Origin of the sequence: Candidatus Pelagibacter communis (assembly GCF_001180185.1) — a bacterium.
In the GTDB taxonomy this organism is placed as follows: Bacteria; Pseudomonadota; Alphaproteobacteria; order Pelagibacterales; family Pelagibacteraceae; genus Pelagibacter; species Pelagibacter ubique_F.
The window spans coordinates 24,942-39,260 of record NZ_CVSS01000037.1 but is presented as its reverse complement, the minus strand read 5'-3'; the positions used below and the strand labels follow the sequence as shown (position 1 = coordinate 39,260).

Here is a 14,319-nt window from a genome sequence, read left to right as displayed (position 1 = left end):
ACATGAGCAAAGTAGTAATTATAGGTGCGGGTGCGATGGGATCAGCTTTCGCAGTTCCTTGTGCAGACAATTCAAATGAAGTTTATTTAGTAGGATCATATTTAGAAGACAAAGTAATAGAAGAAATTAATTCAAATAAAAATTTTCATCCTATTTTAGAATGTCAACTCCCAGAAACTGTAAAAGTTATTAAATTTTCTGAATTTGACGAAGAAATAAAAAAAAATATTGATTTAATTGTAGTAGGTGTAAGTTCAAAAGGGATAGAGTGGATTGGAGAAGAGTTGTCTAAATTTTATAATCATTCTACAAATATTCTTTTACTCACAAAAGGTTTAGCTGTGATCGATAATAATTTTGAGACTCTAGCTGAAAAATTAAATAAAATTTTAGAGAAAAAAAATATTAAATCTGCAAAAATTTCAGCAGTAGGTGGACCATGTTTAGCAAGTGGTTTAGCAAATAGAATTAATAGCAGTGTAGTTTTAGCTAATGAAAATTTAGATATTGTTAAAAAAATAGGATCAATAATATCAACAAAATATTATTCAACAGAATATTCAGACGATCTTATGGGTGTTGAAGTATGCGCTGCTACAAAAAACATATATTCAATGTTAATAGGAGCTTCAGAGGGCTTAAGTAGCGAAAATCAAAATGATGAAATAAAAAACAAGTATTATTTAAATACTGCTGCTTCTCTAGTTTATAAAGCAGTTTTAGAGATGAAAAACTTAACAAAAAAACTTAATGGTAAACCAGACACAGCTTATGGATTAGCTGGTTTAGGAGATCTACATGTAAGTTCTGCTGGTGGAAGAAATAGTAAAATGGGTTTTTATCTTGGAATAGGACATACTTTTAAAGATGCTAAAGCTAAATTTATGAAAGAAATCACAGTTGAAGGAGCCGACTTAGCTTTTGCAATTGGCCCAAAGATATTAAAGGAATTTGATAAAAAAGAGTTTCCATTGTTACTCAGCATGATTGAATGTATTTGTAACAATGAAAAACTCAAAATTGATTGGAAGTAAATAAATTACTGATCTAAAAAAGTCTTCATAGAATCGTCCATCGCAGTTTCCCACGGTGTATGATGAACTGGTGCAACAGATCCTGTTACTGGTGAAGAGAAAGATTTATTTCTGTATGTCATTATATCTTCTACTTTATGATGTTCCCATTCTTTGAAATGAGTTCTGATTAATTCAAAATCAATTTTTGGATAATCAGACATTTCATGTAACTCTTTTGTATACTCAGTTTGAAAGTCAATCATCTGATCTGGGTTTTCAAGTTTTTCTTCCATCGCAACCCATTTATTAATATCAGACTCAATTTCTTTAGAGCTAGGCATTTTTATTTTGCCCATGATGACATCTCTTGCAAACCAAGCCTGGCAGTCAAACATATTAAATGTGTGAAATTGATCTTGCATTCCAAGATACATCATCTTGTGATTATCCTGCCATACTACACCCTTGTATAATTTTGGTGGATATAATCTATTATGAGTTTTTAATTTCAAGTTTTCATCAATGAATGGAAAGTGATGAAGATAACCAGTGCATAAAATAATTGCATCTGCATTTTGTTCAGTTCCATCTTTAAAGAAAGCTTTTTTACCTTCAAGTCTGTCCAGATAGTGAACTTCTTTCATTCCTTTAGGCCATTTGAAACCCATCGGATTATGTCTGTAGCCAATTGTTACACTTTTTGCACCATATTTGTTACATTGAAGTGCAATGTCCTCTGCTGAATAACTACTACCAAGTACTATTACATCTTTACCTCTAAATTCTTCAGCATCTCTAAAATCATGAGAATGCATTATTCTTCCAGGAAAAGAATTCATTCCTTTATACTCAGGGATAAAAGGAACAGAGAAATGACCAGATGAAACAACCACATAATCGAATGTTTCTTTAGACGTCTCATTACTTACTTTATCTTGATAAATTAATTCAAACTTGTCATTCTTATATTCAATGTTTGCAACTCTGGTATTAAACTTTATTTTATCTTTAGATTTACCTTTCTTAACTCTTCCAACAATATAGTCGTATAGAACTTCTCTTGGTGGAAAAGAAGGAATAGGAAAACCAAAATGTTCATCAAAAGAATAATCAGCAAACTCTAAGCATTCTTTTGGTCCATTTGACCATAAATATCTGTACATACTGTTTGGAACAGGATCACCATACTGGTCGGAACCTGTTCGCCAACTATAATTCCATAAACCACCCCAATTTTCTTGCTTTTCAAAACAAACTATTTCTGGAATTTTTTCACCCTTTTTTTCAGCTTGCTCGAATGCTCTCAACATTGATAAGCCGCATGGCCCTGATCCAATAATTGCTACTTTAGTCATTTAGTATTTTCCAATAATAAAAATATTAAAAGTTATTCTACAAAAAATTTAAAAAAAATAAAAAAATTTTTTACAAAGTACTAACTCTCAGTTGAATTTTGGTAACTTTTTTAAAATTTATTTATTACAATAGTTTAAATTTATTAAAATAATCCCTCTATATCACCTTTTTTATTCAATTTTATAGAATCTGCAGCAGGTATCCTTGGTAGACCAGGCATAGTCATTATTTCTCCACATACCACCACAATAAATTCTGCTCCTGATGATAATCTAACTTCTCTAACCGGAAGAACGTGACCTGTAGGGGCCCCCTTAAGATTAGGATCAGTTGAAAAACTATATTGTGTTTTTGCAATACAAACTGGAAGTTTTCCATAACCTTTTTCTTCAAACTCTCTTAACTGCGTTCTTACTTTAGTGTCTGCAACTACCTCACTTGCGTGATAAATTTCTTGTGCAATTTTTTCAATTTTCTTAAACAATGGAAGTTTTTCGTCGTATAAAAATTTAAATGTATCTTGATTATCTTCACAAATTTCAATCACATTTTTTGCTAATTCTATTGTTCCTTCACTTCCATTTGACCAGTGTGTGCATTTGGAAGCTTTTACTCCTTGAGTTTTACAGAAATTTAACAAAGTTTTCATCTCTTTATCACTATCATTAATGAAATGATTTATTGCTATTGTAACAGGTAGACCAAATTTTCTTATATTATTTATATGTCTCTCTAAATTTGTTAAACCTTTTTTTAATGCACTTACATTTTCATTTTTTAATTCTTCTTTTAAAAGTCCACCATGCATTTTTAGAGCTCTAATCGTTGCAACAATCACCACACAATCAGGTTTAATCCCAGATTTTCTACATTTAATATTCAAAAATTTTTCTGCACCGAGATCAGCTCCAAAACCAGCTTCTGTAACGACATAGTCTGCCAACTTTAATCCTGCTTTTGTTGCAATCACTGAGTTACATCCATGTGCAATATTTGCAAATGGTCCACCATGAATTATGGCTGGATTATTCTCTAGTGTTTGAGTGACATTAGGTCGAATTGCCTCTTTTAATAAAACAGTCATTGGTCCTTGAGCATTTAAATCTTTTGCAAATATTGCTTTTTTATCACGCGTATAACCTATTGTTATATTTGCTATTCTGTTTTCTAAATCTTTTAAGTCTTTTGCTAAACAAAAAATTGCCATTAATTCAGAAGCGACAGTGATATCAAAACTATCCTGACGTGGATAACCATTTGCAACACCTCCAAGATCAACAATAATTGATCTTAGAGATCTATCGTTCATATCCATTACTCTTCTCCAAGAAATTCTTCTAACATCAATATTTAACTTATTTCCCCAATAAATATGATTGTCTATTAAAGCAGATAATAAATTATGAGCGGAGGTTATTGCATGAAAATCTCCAGTAAAATGTAAATTAATTTGTTCCATAGGAACAACTTGAGCATAACCTCCTCCAGCAGCTCCTCCTTTTAATCCAAAAGATGGCCCAAGGCTTGGTTCTCTCAGACACACAATAGATTTTTTTCCAATTTTATTAAGCCCATCTGTGAGACCAACAGAAGTAGTAGTTTTACCTTCACCAGCCGGTGTAGGCGTAATTGCAGTTACTAAAATCAATTTTCCATCTTTATTATTTTTTAAATTATCTATGAAATCTAGATTAATTTTCGCAATATGCCTTCCCATTGGGCTAAAAGCTGAACTTTCATCTGGTACGTTTATATCAGCCAATATATCTTTTATCGGCTTCATTTTTGCTTCTCTAGCTATTTGAATGTCTGATTTAACTTCACTCATTAAATGTTATTAAAATATAAAACTGCCAGATTAGTATCTCTTTTTAGAGCCTTTGGAAATATCTAAAAATTATATATAAAAAAAATATGAACTATTTATATTCATTATTATAAAATTTATTTATGCAAAATTATTCAATATTCAGCTTAATAAAAAATGCCTTCTCTAACCATGAAAATTGGGATTTGGCTTGGAAAGATCCAACTCCAAAAAATGAGTATGATGTTGTGATTATTGGTGGTGGAGGCCATGGATTAGCTACAGCATATTATTTGGCAAAAGAACACAATATAACAAATGTTGCAATCATAGAGAAAGGCTGGATTGGTGGAGGAAATGTAGGTCGTAATACGACAATTATTAGATCAAATTACATGCATGATGACAATGGTTTATTCAGTGAGTTCGGAATGGATTTATGGAGAAGCATGAGCCAGGATTTAAATTATAATGTGATGTTTTCTCCTAGGGGTATAATAAATCTCGCACACTCTGATGCTCAAATGAATGTTTATGCAAGAAGAGGAAACTCAATGCGATTGAATGGTATTGATGCAGTTTTACTTAACAGAGAACAAGTAAAAGAAATTATTCCAATGGCAGATTTTTCTGAAAATGTAAGATTTCCAATTTTTGGAGGTTTAATGCAGCCAAGTGCAGGAACAGCAAGACATGATGCTGTAGCATGGGGTTATGCACGTCAAGCAGATTCTATGGGTGTAGATATAATTCAAAATTGTGAGGTTATAGGATTCGATGTATCTGCAGGAAAAATAAATGGAGTTAGAACATCACGTGGAAACATAAAAGCAAAAAAAATAGGTCTATGTGTTGCTGGTAGCACAAATATTTTAGCTGAAAAATTGAATATGACTTTACCGATAGAAACACATCTTTTACAAGCATGTGTGTCAGAACCAGTTAAACCAGTTTTAGATAAAGTAGTAACTTTTGGTGCAGGTCACTTTTATATAAGTCAATCAGATAAAGGTGAGATGGTCATGGGCGGAGATCTAGATGGTTATAATAGTTATGCTCAAAGAGGAAATTTGCCAACATTACAACATGTGTTAACTGAGGGAATTGCAATGATGCCCTTCCTCAGCAAACTTAAGATGTTAAGAACATGGGGTGGAATAATGGATATGTCAATGGATGGTTCGCCGATCATAGACAAAACTCATATCGAAGGGTTATATTTAAATTGTGGTTGGTGTTATGGAGGTTTTAAAGCTACTCCAGCCTCAGGTTGGACTTTCGCTCACACGATTGCACAAGATAAAGTTCATGAATTAAATTCAGGATATAGCTTAAAAAGATTTAATACAGGTTACTTACTTGATGAAAAAGGACTTGGTACCAAAACTTGGATCTCATAAATGCTTCATATAAAGTGCCCACATTGTGGTTTGAGATCACAAAATGAATTTTCCTATGGAGGAGATGCAAGTGTAAAAAGACCAGAATTAAATCAGGAAATCTCAGATAAGGATTGGGATAATTTTGTTTATAATAGAAAAAGTTTGAGAGGAAAACACTGGGAGTTATGGCAACATCTTTCAGGATGTAGACAATGGATAAAAGTTGAGAGAGATACAGCTACTCATGAAATATTTAATACACTAAAAGCTGATGAGGAGATATCGTAATGTCTCAAAATTATAGATTACAAAATATTGGACTTATAAATAGAGATAAAAAGATTTCATTTAAATTTAACGGTAAAAATTATTTTGGATACGAAGGAGATACTTTAGCGTCAGCACTATTAGCTAATGGAGTTCATTTAGTAGGAAGGAGCTTTAAATATCATAGACCAAGAGGTTTTTTTGGAGCAGGAGTTGATGAACCTTATGCTGTAGTTCAGCTTTATAGAAATGGGGAGACTGAACCAAATATTAAAGCCACAGAACAAGAACTTTTTGAAGGTCTAGAGGCAAAAAGTGTTAATTGTTGGCCAAGTGTAAATTTTGATGTCGGGGCAATAAATAATTTTTTGAATATTTTTTTACCAGCTGGATTTTATTATAAAACATTTATGTGGCCAAAAAGTTTTTGGTATAAAGTTTATGAACCATTTATTAGAAAAGCAGCTGGACTAGGTGTTGCGTCAACCGAGCACGATAAAGAGAGGTATGAACATAAATACGAATATTGTGATTTATTAATTGCTGGATCGGGACCTTCAGGATTGGCAAGCGCATATACAGCTGCAAAAAATGGTGCAAGAGTAATTTTAGCAGAGGAAAAACCTAGATTTGGAGGATCTCTTTTGACTAGTGATGTTAATATTGGAAATCAATCAGGAAAAGATTGGGCTGAGAGTATTATTTCAGAACTTAAAGAAATGCCCAATGTAACTATCAAAAATCGATCACAAATTTTTGGATATTACGATCATAATATGCTTGTAATGTCTGAGAAGGTGAGCGATCACTTGCCACAAACAAAAAAATTTCACCCAAACAAGAGACTTTGGTACATCAGAGCAAAAGAAGTTTTGATTTCTTCAGGATCTATTGAAAGACCTATAGTTTTTGGAAATAATGATACTCCTGGTGTAATGCTTTCATCAGCAGCAAAAGAATATCTTAAAGTTTATGGCGTTTTAGTTGGAAAAAATCCTTTAGTATTTACAAATAATGATAGTGGTTATGAAACGGCCATTGAATTTAAAAAAAATGGGATCGATCCAATTGTTTTAGATTCAAGAAAAAACCCTAGCGGAGAAATTATTGATGAGGCAATTAATCTTGGAATCAAAATAAAATTTTCTTATGTTGTTGTTGCTGCTCAGGGTTATAAAAAAGTAAAATCTGCTGATATTGCAGGTATTTCAGAAGACAAAAAACAATTAGGAAAAATTGAAAATATAAAATGCGACTGTATATGTGTTTCTGGTTTTTGGACACCAACTATTCATCTCGCTTCTCAATCAGGTAATAAAACAAAATTTAATGAAGAAATAGACGCCTTTGTTCCCGGTAAATCTAAACAAAAAGAAACTACTTTAGGAGCAGCTAATGGAATTTTTTCACTTCAGAATACCTTAAAAACTTCATTTAAAGCAGCAAATGAAATATCAAAAAAAATAACAAAAAAAGAAAATGAAATCTCAATACCAAATGTAGTTGAAAAAAAATCTTCAAAGCACGATAAGTTTTGGTGCGTACCTTTGCCAAAAGGAAAAAATTACAAAAGATTTTTAGATTTTCAAAATGATGTTGCTGTTACAGATATAGAGCTAGCGTTAAGAGAAGGTTACCGATCAATTGAGCATGTTAAAAGGTATACAACACTTGGAATGGCTACAGATCAAGGTAAAACGAGTAACTTAAATGGATTACAACTTGTGTCTGAAATTGAGAATAAAGTTGTTCCAGCAGTAGGTCATACAACATTTAGACCTCCTTACTCACCAGTTTCAATTGGAGCCATAGTTGGAAGAGAAATTGGTAAACACTCAAAACCAACCAGAAAATCACCAATGCATTCATGGCATGAAAAGAATAATGCAGTTTTTGTAGATGCTGGAGTTTGGTTGAGACCTAGATACTATAAGATAGGAAATGAAACTTTATTTGAAGCCTCTAAAAGAGAAGCTAAAAATGTTAGAACCAATGTTGGTGTTTGTGATGTTACAACTTTAGGTAAAATAGATATTAAAGGCCCTGACTCTGCAGAGTTTTTAAATAGAATTTATACTAACGCTTGGTTGAAATTGCCAATTGGTAAAGCTAGATACGGAGTTATGTTAAGAGAAGATGGTATAGTAATGGATGATGGAACTACCACAAGAATTTCAGAAAACCATTATCATATGACCACAACAACAGCTCAAGCAGCAAATGTACTTTCACATCTTGAATATTATTTACAACTTGTTTGGCCAGAATTAAATGTAAATGTAGTTTCAACAACTGAACAATGGGCTGGCGCAGCAATAGCTGGACCAAAATCAAGAGCTTTATTACAAAAATTATTTCCAAAGGATAATGTATCCAATGAAAATTTGCCATTTATGGGTTACATGGAGGCAGATTTATTTGGTACAGAGGCAAGAATTTTTAGAATTTCATTCTCAGGTGAGTTGGCTTATGAGGTGAACGTAAAGTCGGATAGTGGTAACTATATGTGGGAAAAAATCATTGAATTAGGTCAGGAATTTAAAATTCAACCGTACGGAACAGAAGCACTATCTACACTACGTATCGAGATGGGCCATGTTGCGGGCTCGGAACTTGACGGGAGAACAATCCCTTACGATAATGCGTTAGATGGCCTAATAAGTAAAAAAAAAGATTTTATTGGAAAACGATCATTACAAAGAGCTGCATTTGTAGCTGCTGATAGACAAAGAATAGTAGGAGTAGTCCCTTTAGATAAGAAAACAACTATTCCAGAGGGCTCCCATTTAGTAAAAGACTCTAATGCACCACTACCTAACCCAAAATTAGGTTATATTTCGGCATCATGCTGGAGTGTAGAACACGATAATCCATTTTCTTTGGCTATTCTTAAAGATGGAAAGAATATGATCGGTAAAAAATTATTTGTGATGTCCCCTTTAAAAAATAAAATAATTCCAGTTGAAATAGTTTCTTCACATTATGTTGACCCAAAAGGTGAAAGGGTTAGATCATGAATTTAATATCACCTTTAGCAAATATTCACTCTAAGGGCCAATTTGGTGATTATAAGGATAAAAATGAGAGAGAACTCCTAAAGATTTCAGAGTTAAAAAATTTGTTAATTATTCAAATAGTTCAGTATAAAAATTCTCAAGTTTCTTTAGAAAATATAAGTATAGATAATTTAAATTTTAATAATGAACCATTAAAAGTAACATCTAATAGTGATACAAGAATTTTATGGAACGGACCAAAAAATTGGCTTTTAGTGTCTTCAAAAAAAGATCTAATTAATAATCTTCTCAATGTTTGCAACGAATCAGATTTTGCAGTTACTGATTTGTCTCACTCTAAAGCAATAATTGAACTTGAGGGAAAAAATACTAGAGAAGTTTTAAAAAAAGGTTGTCCTTTTAACTTCAATACTTTAGAAAAAAATAATTCAATAAATTCAACTTATAATGGAATAGCATTTACCATTGATATGCTTGATACCAACCCTGAAAAAGTAAGGTTATTTACACTTAGAAGTTTTGGAGAATCATTTTATCACTCTATTACTGATGCGTCTTTAGAATTTGGGTTTAAAACCATATAAAATATTTAATTCCTGGTCGCAATATAAACTCCTATTGTTGTTATGATAAAACCCAAAATATCTATTTTAGTTAAATTTTCGTCTAAAAAAAGCCAAGCCATTAAAGCCGAGGTAGCTGGAATTAAAAAAAATATAGAAACTGTTTTACTAGCAGAATTGTTTTTTATTAAAAACATTAATATCGTAAATGCTCCAAATGAAACTAGAAAAATTTGGTGACTCATCGAAATGATAAATGTTTTCGTAAAATCAATATATGGTTTAGCAAATAAAATTATTATTATTATATGAAACAAACAACCACCCAAAGCTTGATAAAAATTACTGACTGTTAAAGGTAAATTGTTACTTAATTTTTTTTGCCAAATTGTAGAAACAGTAATTGAGATTAAAGCTACTATTGTTGCCACTACACCAATTAGAGGAATATCAACACCAATATCAAAACCCAGAACTAATGTTGCCCCAAAAAATCCTAAAAATACTCCGATCCATTGATTTATAGTAACTTCTTCATTTAGTATTGGTCCGCTCAACACATTTGTTAAAACAGGTTGTAGTGTTACTATTAATGCAGCAGTACCTGTAGGCATACCAATTGATATGGAATAAAATACCCCACCTAAATAAAATCCATGAAAAAGAATACCACTTAATATAGACTCAATTAAATTTTTTTTTCGAATAATTACTGATTGTTTAAGATAAAGAGAAAATAAAAAAAATCCTATTGCAACAAAAAAAAATCTGAATGCTAATGCTGAAAATGGATCACTATTATCTATAATCGGTTTTGTAGTAATAAATGCAGAAGACCATAAGATAATAAATATTAATGGATATATCTTCAGCATAAAACGTTCAAATTACATTAATCTTAATAAATTTTGGATATTTTAACCCTAATTTGGACTACAATTAAATAGAATAATCTAATCAAATCAACTAAGGTTTTGATATGAATAGGTTTATTAGATTAACATTAATTTTAATATCCTTCGTTTTCTTGTCAGGATTCATACCTTTAATGTCTTTAATTGGACCAAGTGTAACCGCAATAACCTCAGGAAATATTTATAAAGCTGGTGGTCAATATTTGATTAATAAATCTATTAAATACAAAACTGGAAAAAATTCTCTAGATTTAGTTAAAGAAACAATAGAAAAAAATAATTCTAAAAAAGATCTGAATGAAGAATTAAGAAAATTGGTTGAAAAAAGAATTTATTTAGCTAGGAAAAAAATAAATCTGGTAAATATTAATCAATAATATTTAGTTTAATTAAATTTTCTTGTTTGCTTTCCTTACACCATAGCTCATAACTTTCACACATTCTCCACAAATGATCAAAGGCTCTTTGAGAAATTTCAAGAGGATAGTGACTCTTTGCATAATATAATTCAGGAAATTGGATTAACTGTTTGACAGATAATTCTTTTTGAATATGGAGTAATCTTATAGTTTCTTCAGGTGCTTTTTTTTTAGAAACCTGATCAATTAATTTATCATGAAATTTTCCACTACTAATTTCATTGTAGACAGTTGATCCAATAAAATTTTCAATTGCGTTTATGTTTGAAAGTTCAGGATTTTTTTTCTTTATCTCACAAACTTTTAAGTAAATTGCTTCTGCAACTAACAACACATAAGGTTTTCCTTTAGATGGCATTATCTATTTTTTGTATTTCTTCATGGCAGCATTAGCTAAAATCAAATTTGGATCTAAAAAAATTTTTGAAGATTTAATTGTCTTGAATGGTTTATAGGCAAATATGGCAATAGGAAGCTCTGTACAACCTAAGATAATTTTTTTACATTTTTTTTTGATTAAATAATTTATCGCAGGTTTAATTACTTTACTTGCTAATTTTATTTTACCCATTTTTACAAATTTAATTGCTTTATTTACAGATATACTTTGAATAGATTTATTTGGAAAAACTAAATTATATTTTTTATCAAAAAACTTGTTATAGACACCTGTTTTTAAAGTTCCTTCAGTTGCAAGCAAACCAATTGATGAATTTTTTTTACATTTTTTTTGGGCATATAAAAAAACTTCTTTGGGCATATTTATTATGGGTATGCTAATTTTTTTTTTTAAGTCATCATACCAATAATGTGCTGTATTACAGGGTATGACTATAAATTTACAATTACTTTTTTTTAAAAGATTACAGCCATAAATTAAACTTTTTAAAACTAATGAATATTTTTGTTTAGTTTTTTTATCACTTGTTTTTTTTGATAGCTTTCCTGTATGAATACCAATTGATTCAGGTCTACCTGGTATATTAGATTTGTTATAGAGTAAAAACAATGGATAATCCTGATCTATCTTACCTCTGTATAAAATTGCAAGCTTATTGCAAAAATCTAAACCTGCCTGAGTACCCATTCCACCTAAAATACCAATCATAAATAGTTTTTAATTAAATTGAAGAATAGTAAATTGGCTATAAAAATAAATTAATTCTTAATTAAAAATAATTAAATTTATAGCCAATTTTTTATGTGAAAATTATGCAGTTTTTAAGTTAACTGCCGAAGGACCTTTAGGACCATCTTCAACATCGAAAGTCAAAGCCTGACCCTCATCTAATCCGTTCATACCAGCATCTCTTACTGCTGACACATGTACGAATACATCTTTTTCTTTGTCATCTCTTTCAATAAAACCAAAACCTTTGGTAGGATTGAACCATTTTACTTTTCCTTGTAGACTCATATTTTTCTTCTTACTATTTGTTATATTAATTTATTACTTATAATTAAGTAATTTAAACGCTTTCTTTAGAAAATTATCAGTTTTGTCAACTAAATTGATTAAATAATAAATTAAAAAAATTAAATATTGTCTAAAATTTTTGTAAAATATAGGGAATTTATATCTTTTTTATAATGAGCAAAAGGTTGGCATGATTTAAACCCAAATTTATCAAACAATTTTCTTGCCGGTGCAAAAAATTCTCCTGCACCCGTTTCTATACTTAATCTTTTAATTCCCAGTTTTTTTGCCTCACCAATTAAATGGTCAATAATTTTTACACCGTTACCTTTGCCTCTATAATCATCATGCACTCTGATTGATTTAAATTCGCCATGAAATTTTTCTAAAAATTTTAAAGCACCACACCCCATTAGTTGATTTTTATCCCATAAACTCCAAAATTTTATCGATGGTTCTCTAAGCCCAGGTATGTCTAATACATGAGCACTGCCCTCAGGTGAAGCGGCTCTAAGTTCTACAAAATGTTTTTTTAAAAGCTGATTTACCTCTGGATGATCAAAATTACCCTCTATAGATTTTAGCATTATTTCAAAGTTGTAAGGTGTCCCATTTTCCTTTTTTCTTTGATATCTTTTTTTTGATAATCAAAAAAAAATTGATTATTATTTAATTTAGGATTTTGACGATAGTAAATTATTTCATCCCCAATAATATTTATCATTTCTGCATTTGAAATTTTTTTAAGATTAATTTGCTCGAGAGAACAAACAGCTCTGATATGATTCTCAAATTGACTTATGTTGTAAGCATTAATTGTTAAGTGACCAGAATTATGTACTCTTGGAGCAATTTCATTAACATATAAGTTGTCATTTCTATCAATAAAATATTCTACACAAAGAGTTCCAATATATTTAAGTTCCTCAGCTATCATGATTGCCCACTCTTTGGATTGATTGTAGAGTTTTTGATTAATATCTGCTGGTATTTTTGAGTATTTCAAAATTTGATCTTTATGTATGTTTTCAATTGGTTCATAAATTTCGTATTTATTATTTCTAAATCGAGTAATAATCACAGATATTTCTTTTTTAAGTTTAACCGTTTTTTCTAAAATATAATCTTTTTTAAAATCAATATTTAAATTTTTAATATCTAATTTATTATTAATAGGGTATTGACCTTTGCCGTCATATCCCATTGTAGTAGTTTTTAATATTCCAGGCAAGAAATCATCTAAAGGCAATAAATCATCCTGATTTTCTACAAGCACATATCTGGTTGTTCTAATATTTAATTTATTCACAAAATCCTTCTCAGCTATACGATGTTGTATTAAACGATTTACAGAAGGTTTAGGTAAAACAGGTTTCAATTTATTGAGTTCATTTAAAGTTTCATAGGGAATATTTTCAAATTCATAAGTAATAAAATTTACTTTTTTTGCGAAATCATAAATTTTATTATTATCATCATATTCGGCATAAATGAATTCGTCACAAAAATTTTTCGCGGGCGCATCATCATCATCACAAAAAATAACTGTTTTGATATTCAAACCTTTTGCTGCAACCGAAAGCATACTTCCTAATTGTCCACCACCAAGTATACCAAGTGTTATCAATGACATTATTTAGGTTTTTTTTTTACAGATTTAGTTTGAGAAGATCTCCAACTTTTTAATTTATTTTTAATCTTTGAATTATTATTTCCAATAATCGATGATGCGAGAAGAGCAGCATTAATTGCACCGTCTTCGCCAATAGCCAAAGTTCCTACAGGTATACCTTTTGGCATCTGTGCTATTGACAAAAGACTATCTAAACCTTTTAATTTTTTACTTTCAATTGGTACACCTAATACGGGTACCGACGTTAATGCAGAAATCATCCCTGGTAAATGAGCCGATCCGCCAGCTCCAGCTATAATGACGCCTATATTATTTTTTTCTACTTTCAAGGCATACTCGTACATTCTTTTAGGAGTTCTATGGGCTGAAATAATCTTAGTTTCAAATGGAACATTCAATTTTTTTAGAGTTTTTTCACATAATTTCATAATTTTATAGTCTGATTTACTGCCCATTATGACTGAAACTTTAATTATTTTATTATTGATCATGATGAAGAAACTTTATTTCAAAATATAGTTAAAATTT

General features: G+C 30.4%; 15 protein-coding genes. 6 read left to right on the top strand and 9 right to left on the bottom strand.

Features of this window, described 5'->3' with window-relative positions; genetic code table 11:
- Positions 1-2 precede the first annotated feature (2 nt).
- Positions 3-1,034, top strand: coding sequence for a 2-dehydropantoate 2-reductase N-terminal domain-containing protein (locus AMN95_RS02425; RefSeq protein ID WP_075522400.1), 1,032 nt, complete (start codon positions 3-5; stop codon positions 1,032-1,034).
- Positions 1,035-1,039: 5 nt separating this feature from the next.
- Here the strand turns inward: AMN95_RS02425 and AMN95_RS02420 are convergent, their stop codons facing one another.
- Complete coding sequence (locus AMN95_RS02420) at positions 1,040-2,371, bottom strand: NAD(P)-binding domain-containing protein (RefSeq protein WP_075522399.1); 1,332 nt, start codon at positions 2,369-2,371, stop codon at positions 1,040-1,042.
- A 143-nt stretch (positions 2,372-2,514) separates the two neighbouring features.
- Entirely contained in the window at positions 2,515-4,200 is a 1,686-nt protein-coding gene (locus AMN95_RS02415; RefSeq protein ID WP_075522398.1) for a formate--tetrahydrofolate ligase, read from the bottom strand.
- A 122-nt stretch (positions 4,201-4,322) separates the two neighbouring features.
- Between AMN95_RS02415 and AMN95_RS02410 the strand changes: the two genes are divergently transcribed.
- The 4 genes from AMN95_RS02410 to AMN95_RS02395 are packed head-to-tail and all read left to right on the top strand — an operon-like array spanning position 4,323 to position 9,429.
- Entirely contained in the window at positions 4,323-5,579 is a 1,257-nt protein-coding gene (locus AMN95_RS02410) for a sarcosine oxidase subunit beta family protein (RefSeq protein ID WP_075522397.1), read from the top strand.
- A complete protein-coding gene (locus AMN95_RS02405; RefSeq protein ID WP_075522396.1) occupies positions 5,580-5,849 on the top strand; it encodes a sarcosine oxidase subunit delta in 270 nt (89 codons plus the stop codon).
- Positions 5,849-8,845: a sarcosine oxidase subunit alpha family protein gene (locus AMN95_RS02400; RefSeq protein ID WP_075522395.1), complete on the top strand. Its 2,997-nt coding sequence runs from the start codon at positions 5,849-5,851 to the stop codon at positions 8,843-8,845. The genes AMN95_RS02405 and AMN95_RS02400 overlap by 1 nt, the downstream gene beginning before the upstream one ends.
- Positions 8,842-9,429: a sarcosine oxidase subunit gamma family protein gene (locus AMN95_RS02395; protein ID WP_075522394.1), complete on the top strand. Its 588-nt coding sequence runs from the start codon at positions 8,842-8,844 to the stop codon at positions 9,427-9,429. Before AMN95_RS02400 ends, AMN95_RS02395 begins: the two co-directional genes overlap by 4 nt.
- A 5-nt stretch (positions 9,430-9,434) precedes the next feature.
- Here AMN95_RS02395 and AMN95_RS02390 read toward each other — a convergent pair whose 3' ends face one another.
- Positions 9,435-10,283, bottom strand: a complete 849-nt coding sequence (locus AMN95_RS02390; RefSeq protein ID WP_075522393.1) for a DMT family transporter — start codon at positions 10,281-10,283, stop codon at positions 9,435-9,437.
- A 104-nt stretch (positions 10,284-10,387) separates the two neighbouring features.
- Between AMN95_RS02390 and AMN95_RS02385 the strand changes: the two genes are divergently transcribed.
- On the top strand, positions 10,388-10,699 hold the full coding sequence (locus tag AMN95_RS02385; protein ID WP_143323760.1) for a hypothetical protein: 312 nt from the start codon (positions 10,388-10,390) through the stop codon (positions 10,697-10,699).
- On the opposite strand, the gene AMN95_RS02380 is transcribed toward AMN95_RS02385, so the two are convergent.
- The 6 genes from AMN95_RS02380 to purE form a co-directional block, all read right to left on the bottom strand.
- Positions 10,689-11,099 carry a hypothetical protein gene (locus AMN95_RS02380; RefSeq protein ID WP_075522391.1) on the bottom strand — a complete coding sequence of 137 codons (411 nt, stop codon included), beginning with the start codon at positions 11,097-11,099 and terminating at the stop codon, positions 10,689-10,691. The genes AMN95_RS02385 and AMN95_RS02380 overlap by 11 nt on opposite strands.
- 3 nt (positions 11,100-11,102) lie before the next feature.
- Positions 11,103-11,849 carry an aspartate/glutamate racemase family protein gene (locus AMN95_RS02375; protein WP_075522390.1) on the bottom strand — a complete coding sequence of 249 codons (747 nt, stop codon included), beginning with the start codon at positions 11,847-11,849 and terminating at the stop codon, positions 11,103-11,105.
- Positions 11,850-11,951: 102 nt separating this feature from the next.
- On the bottom strand, positions 11,952-12,158 hold the full coding sequence (locus tag AMN95_RS02370; protein WP_075519460.1) for a cold-shock protein: 207 nt from the start codon (positions 12,156-12,158) through the stop codon (positions 11,952-11,954).
- A gap of 119 nt (positions 12,159-12,277) precedes the next feature.
- Positions 12,278-12,745: a GNAT family N-acetyltransferase gene (locus AMN95_RS02365; protein WP_075522389.1), complete on the bottom strand. Its 468-nt coding sequence runs from the start codon at positions 12,743-12,745 to the stop codon at positions 12,278-12,280.
- Positions 12,745-13,791 carry a 5-(carboxyamino)imidazole ribonucleotide synthase gene (locus AMN95_RS02360; protein WP_075522388.1) on the bottom strand — a complete coding sequence of 349 codons (1,047 nt, stop codon included), beginning with the start codon at positions 13,789-13,791 and terminating at the stop codon, positions 12,745-12,747. Before AMN95_RS02360 ends, AMN95_RS02365 begins: the two co-directional genes overlap by 1 nt.
- On the bottom strand, positions 13,791-14,264 hold the full coding sequence (purE, locus tag AMN95_RS02355) for a 5-(carboxyamino)imidazole ribonucleotide mutase (protein WP_179850343.1): 474 nt from the start codon (positions 14,262-14,264) through the stop codon (positions 13,791-13,793). The genes AMN95_RS02360 and purE overlap by 1 nt, the downstream gene beginning before the upstream one ends.
- Positions 14,265-14,319 lie beyond the last annotated feature (55 nt).

Bases quoted from the DNA above. Each gene is read 5' to 3' on its own strand.
- AMN95_RS02425 (WP_075522400.1), top strand. From the start codon at position 3: ATGAGCAAAGTAGTAATTATAGGTGCGGGTGCGATGGGATCAGCTTTC.
- AMN95_RS02420 (WP_075522399.1), bottom strand. From the start codon at position 2,371: ATGACTAAAGTAGCAATTATTGGATCAGGGCCATGCGGCTTATCAATG.
- AMN95_RS02415 (WP_075522398.1), bottom strand. From the start codon at position 4,200: ATGAGTGAAGTTAAATCAGACATTCAAATAGCTAGAGAAGCAAAAATG.
- AMN95_RS02410 (WP_075522397.1), top strand. From the start codon at position 4,323: ATGCAAAATTATTCAATATTCAGCTTAATAAAAAATGCCTTCTCTAAC.
- AMN95_RS02405 (WP_075522396.1), top strand. From the start codon at position 5,580: ATGCTTCATATAAAGTGCCCACATTGTGGTTTGAGATCACAAAATGAA.
- AMN95_RS02400 (WP_075522395.1), top strand. From the start codon at position 5,849: ATGTCTCAAAATTATAGATTACAAAATATTGGACTTATAAATAGAGAT.
- AMN95_RS02395 (WP_075522394.1), top strand. From the start codon at position 8,842: ATGAATTTAATATCACCTTTAGCAAATATTCACTCTAAGGGCCAATTT.
- AMN95_RS02390 (WP_075522393.1), bottom strand. From the start codon at position 10,283: ATGCTGAAGATATATCCATTAATATTTATTATCTTATGGTCTTCTGCA.
- AMN95_RS02385 (WP_143323760.1), top strand. From the start codon at position 10,388: ATGAATAGGTTTATTAGATTAACATTAATTTTAATATCCTTCGTTTTC.
- AMN95_RS02380 (WP_075522391.1), bottom strand. From the start codon at position 11,099: ATGCCATCTAAAGGAAAACCTTATGTGTTGTTAGTTGCAGAAGCAATT.
- AMN95_RS02375 (WP_075522390.1), bottom strand. From the start codon at position 11,849: ATGATTGGTATTTTAGGTGGAATGGGTACTCAGGCAGGTTTAGATTTT.
- AMN95_RS02370 (WP_075519460.1), bottom strand. From the start codon at position 12,158: ATGAGTCTACAAGGAAAAGTAAAATGGTTCAATCCTACCAAAGGTTTT.
- AMN95_RS02365 (WP_075522389.1), bottom strand. From the start codon at position 12,745: ATGCTAAAATCTATAGAGGGTAATTTTGATCATCCAGAGGTAAATCAG.
- AMN95_RS02360 (WP_075522388.1), bottom strand. From the start codon at position 13,791: ATGTCATTGATAACACTTGGTATACTTGGTGGTGGACAATTAGGAAGT.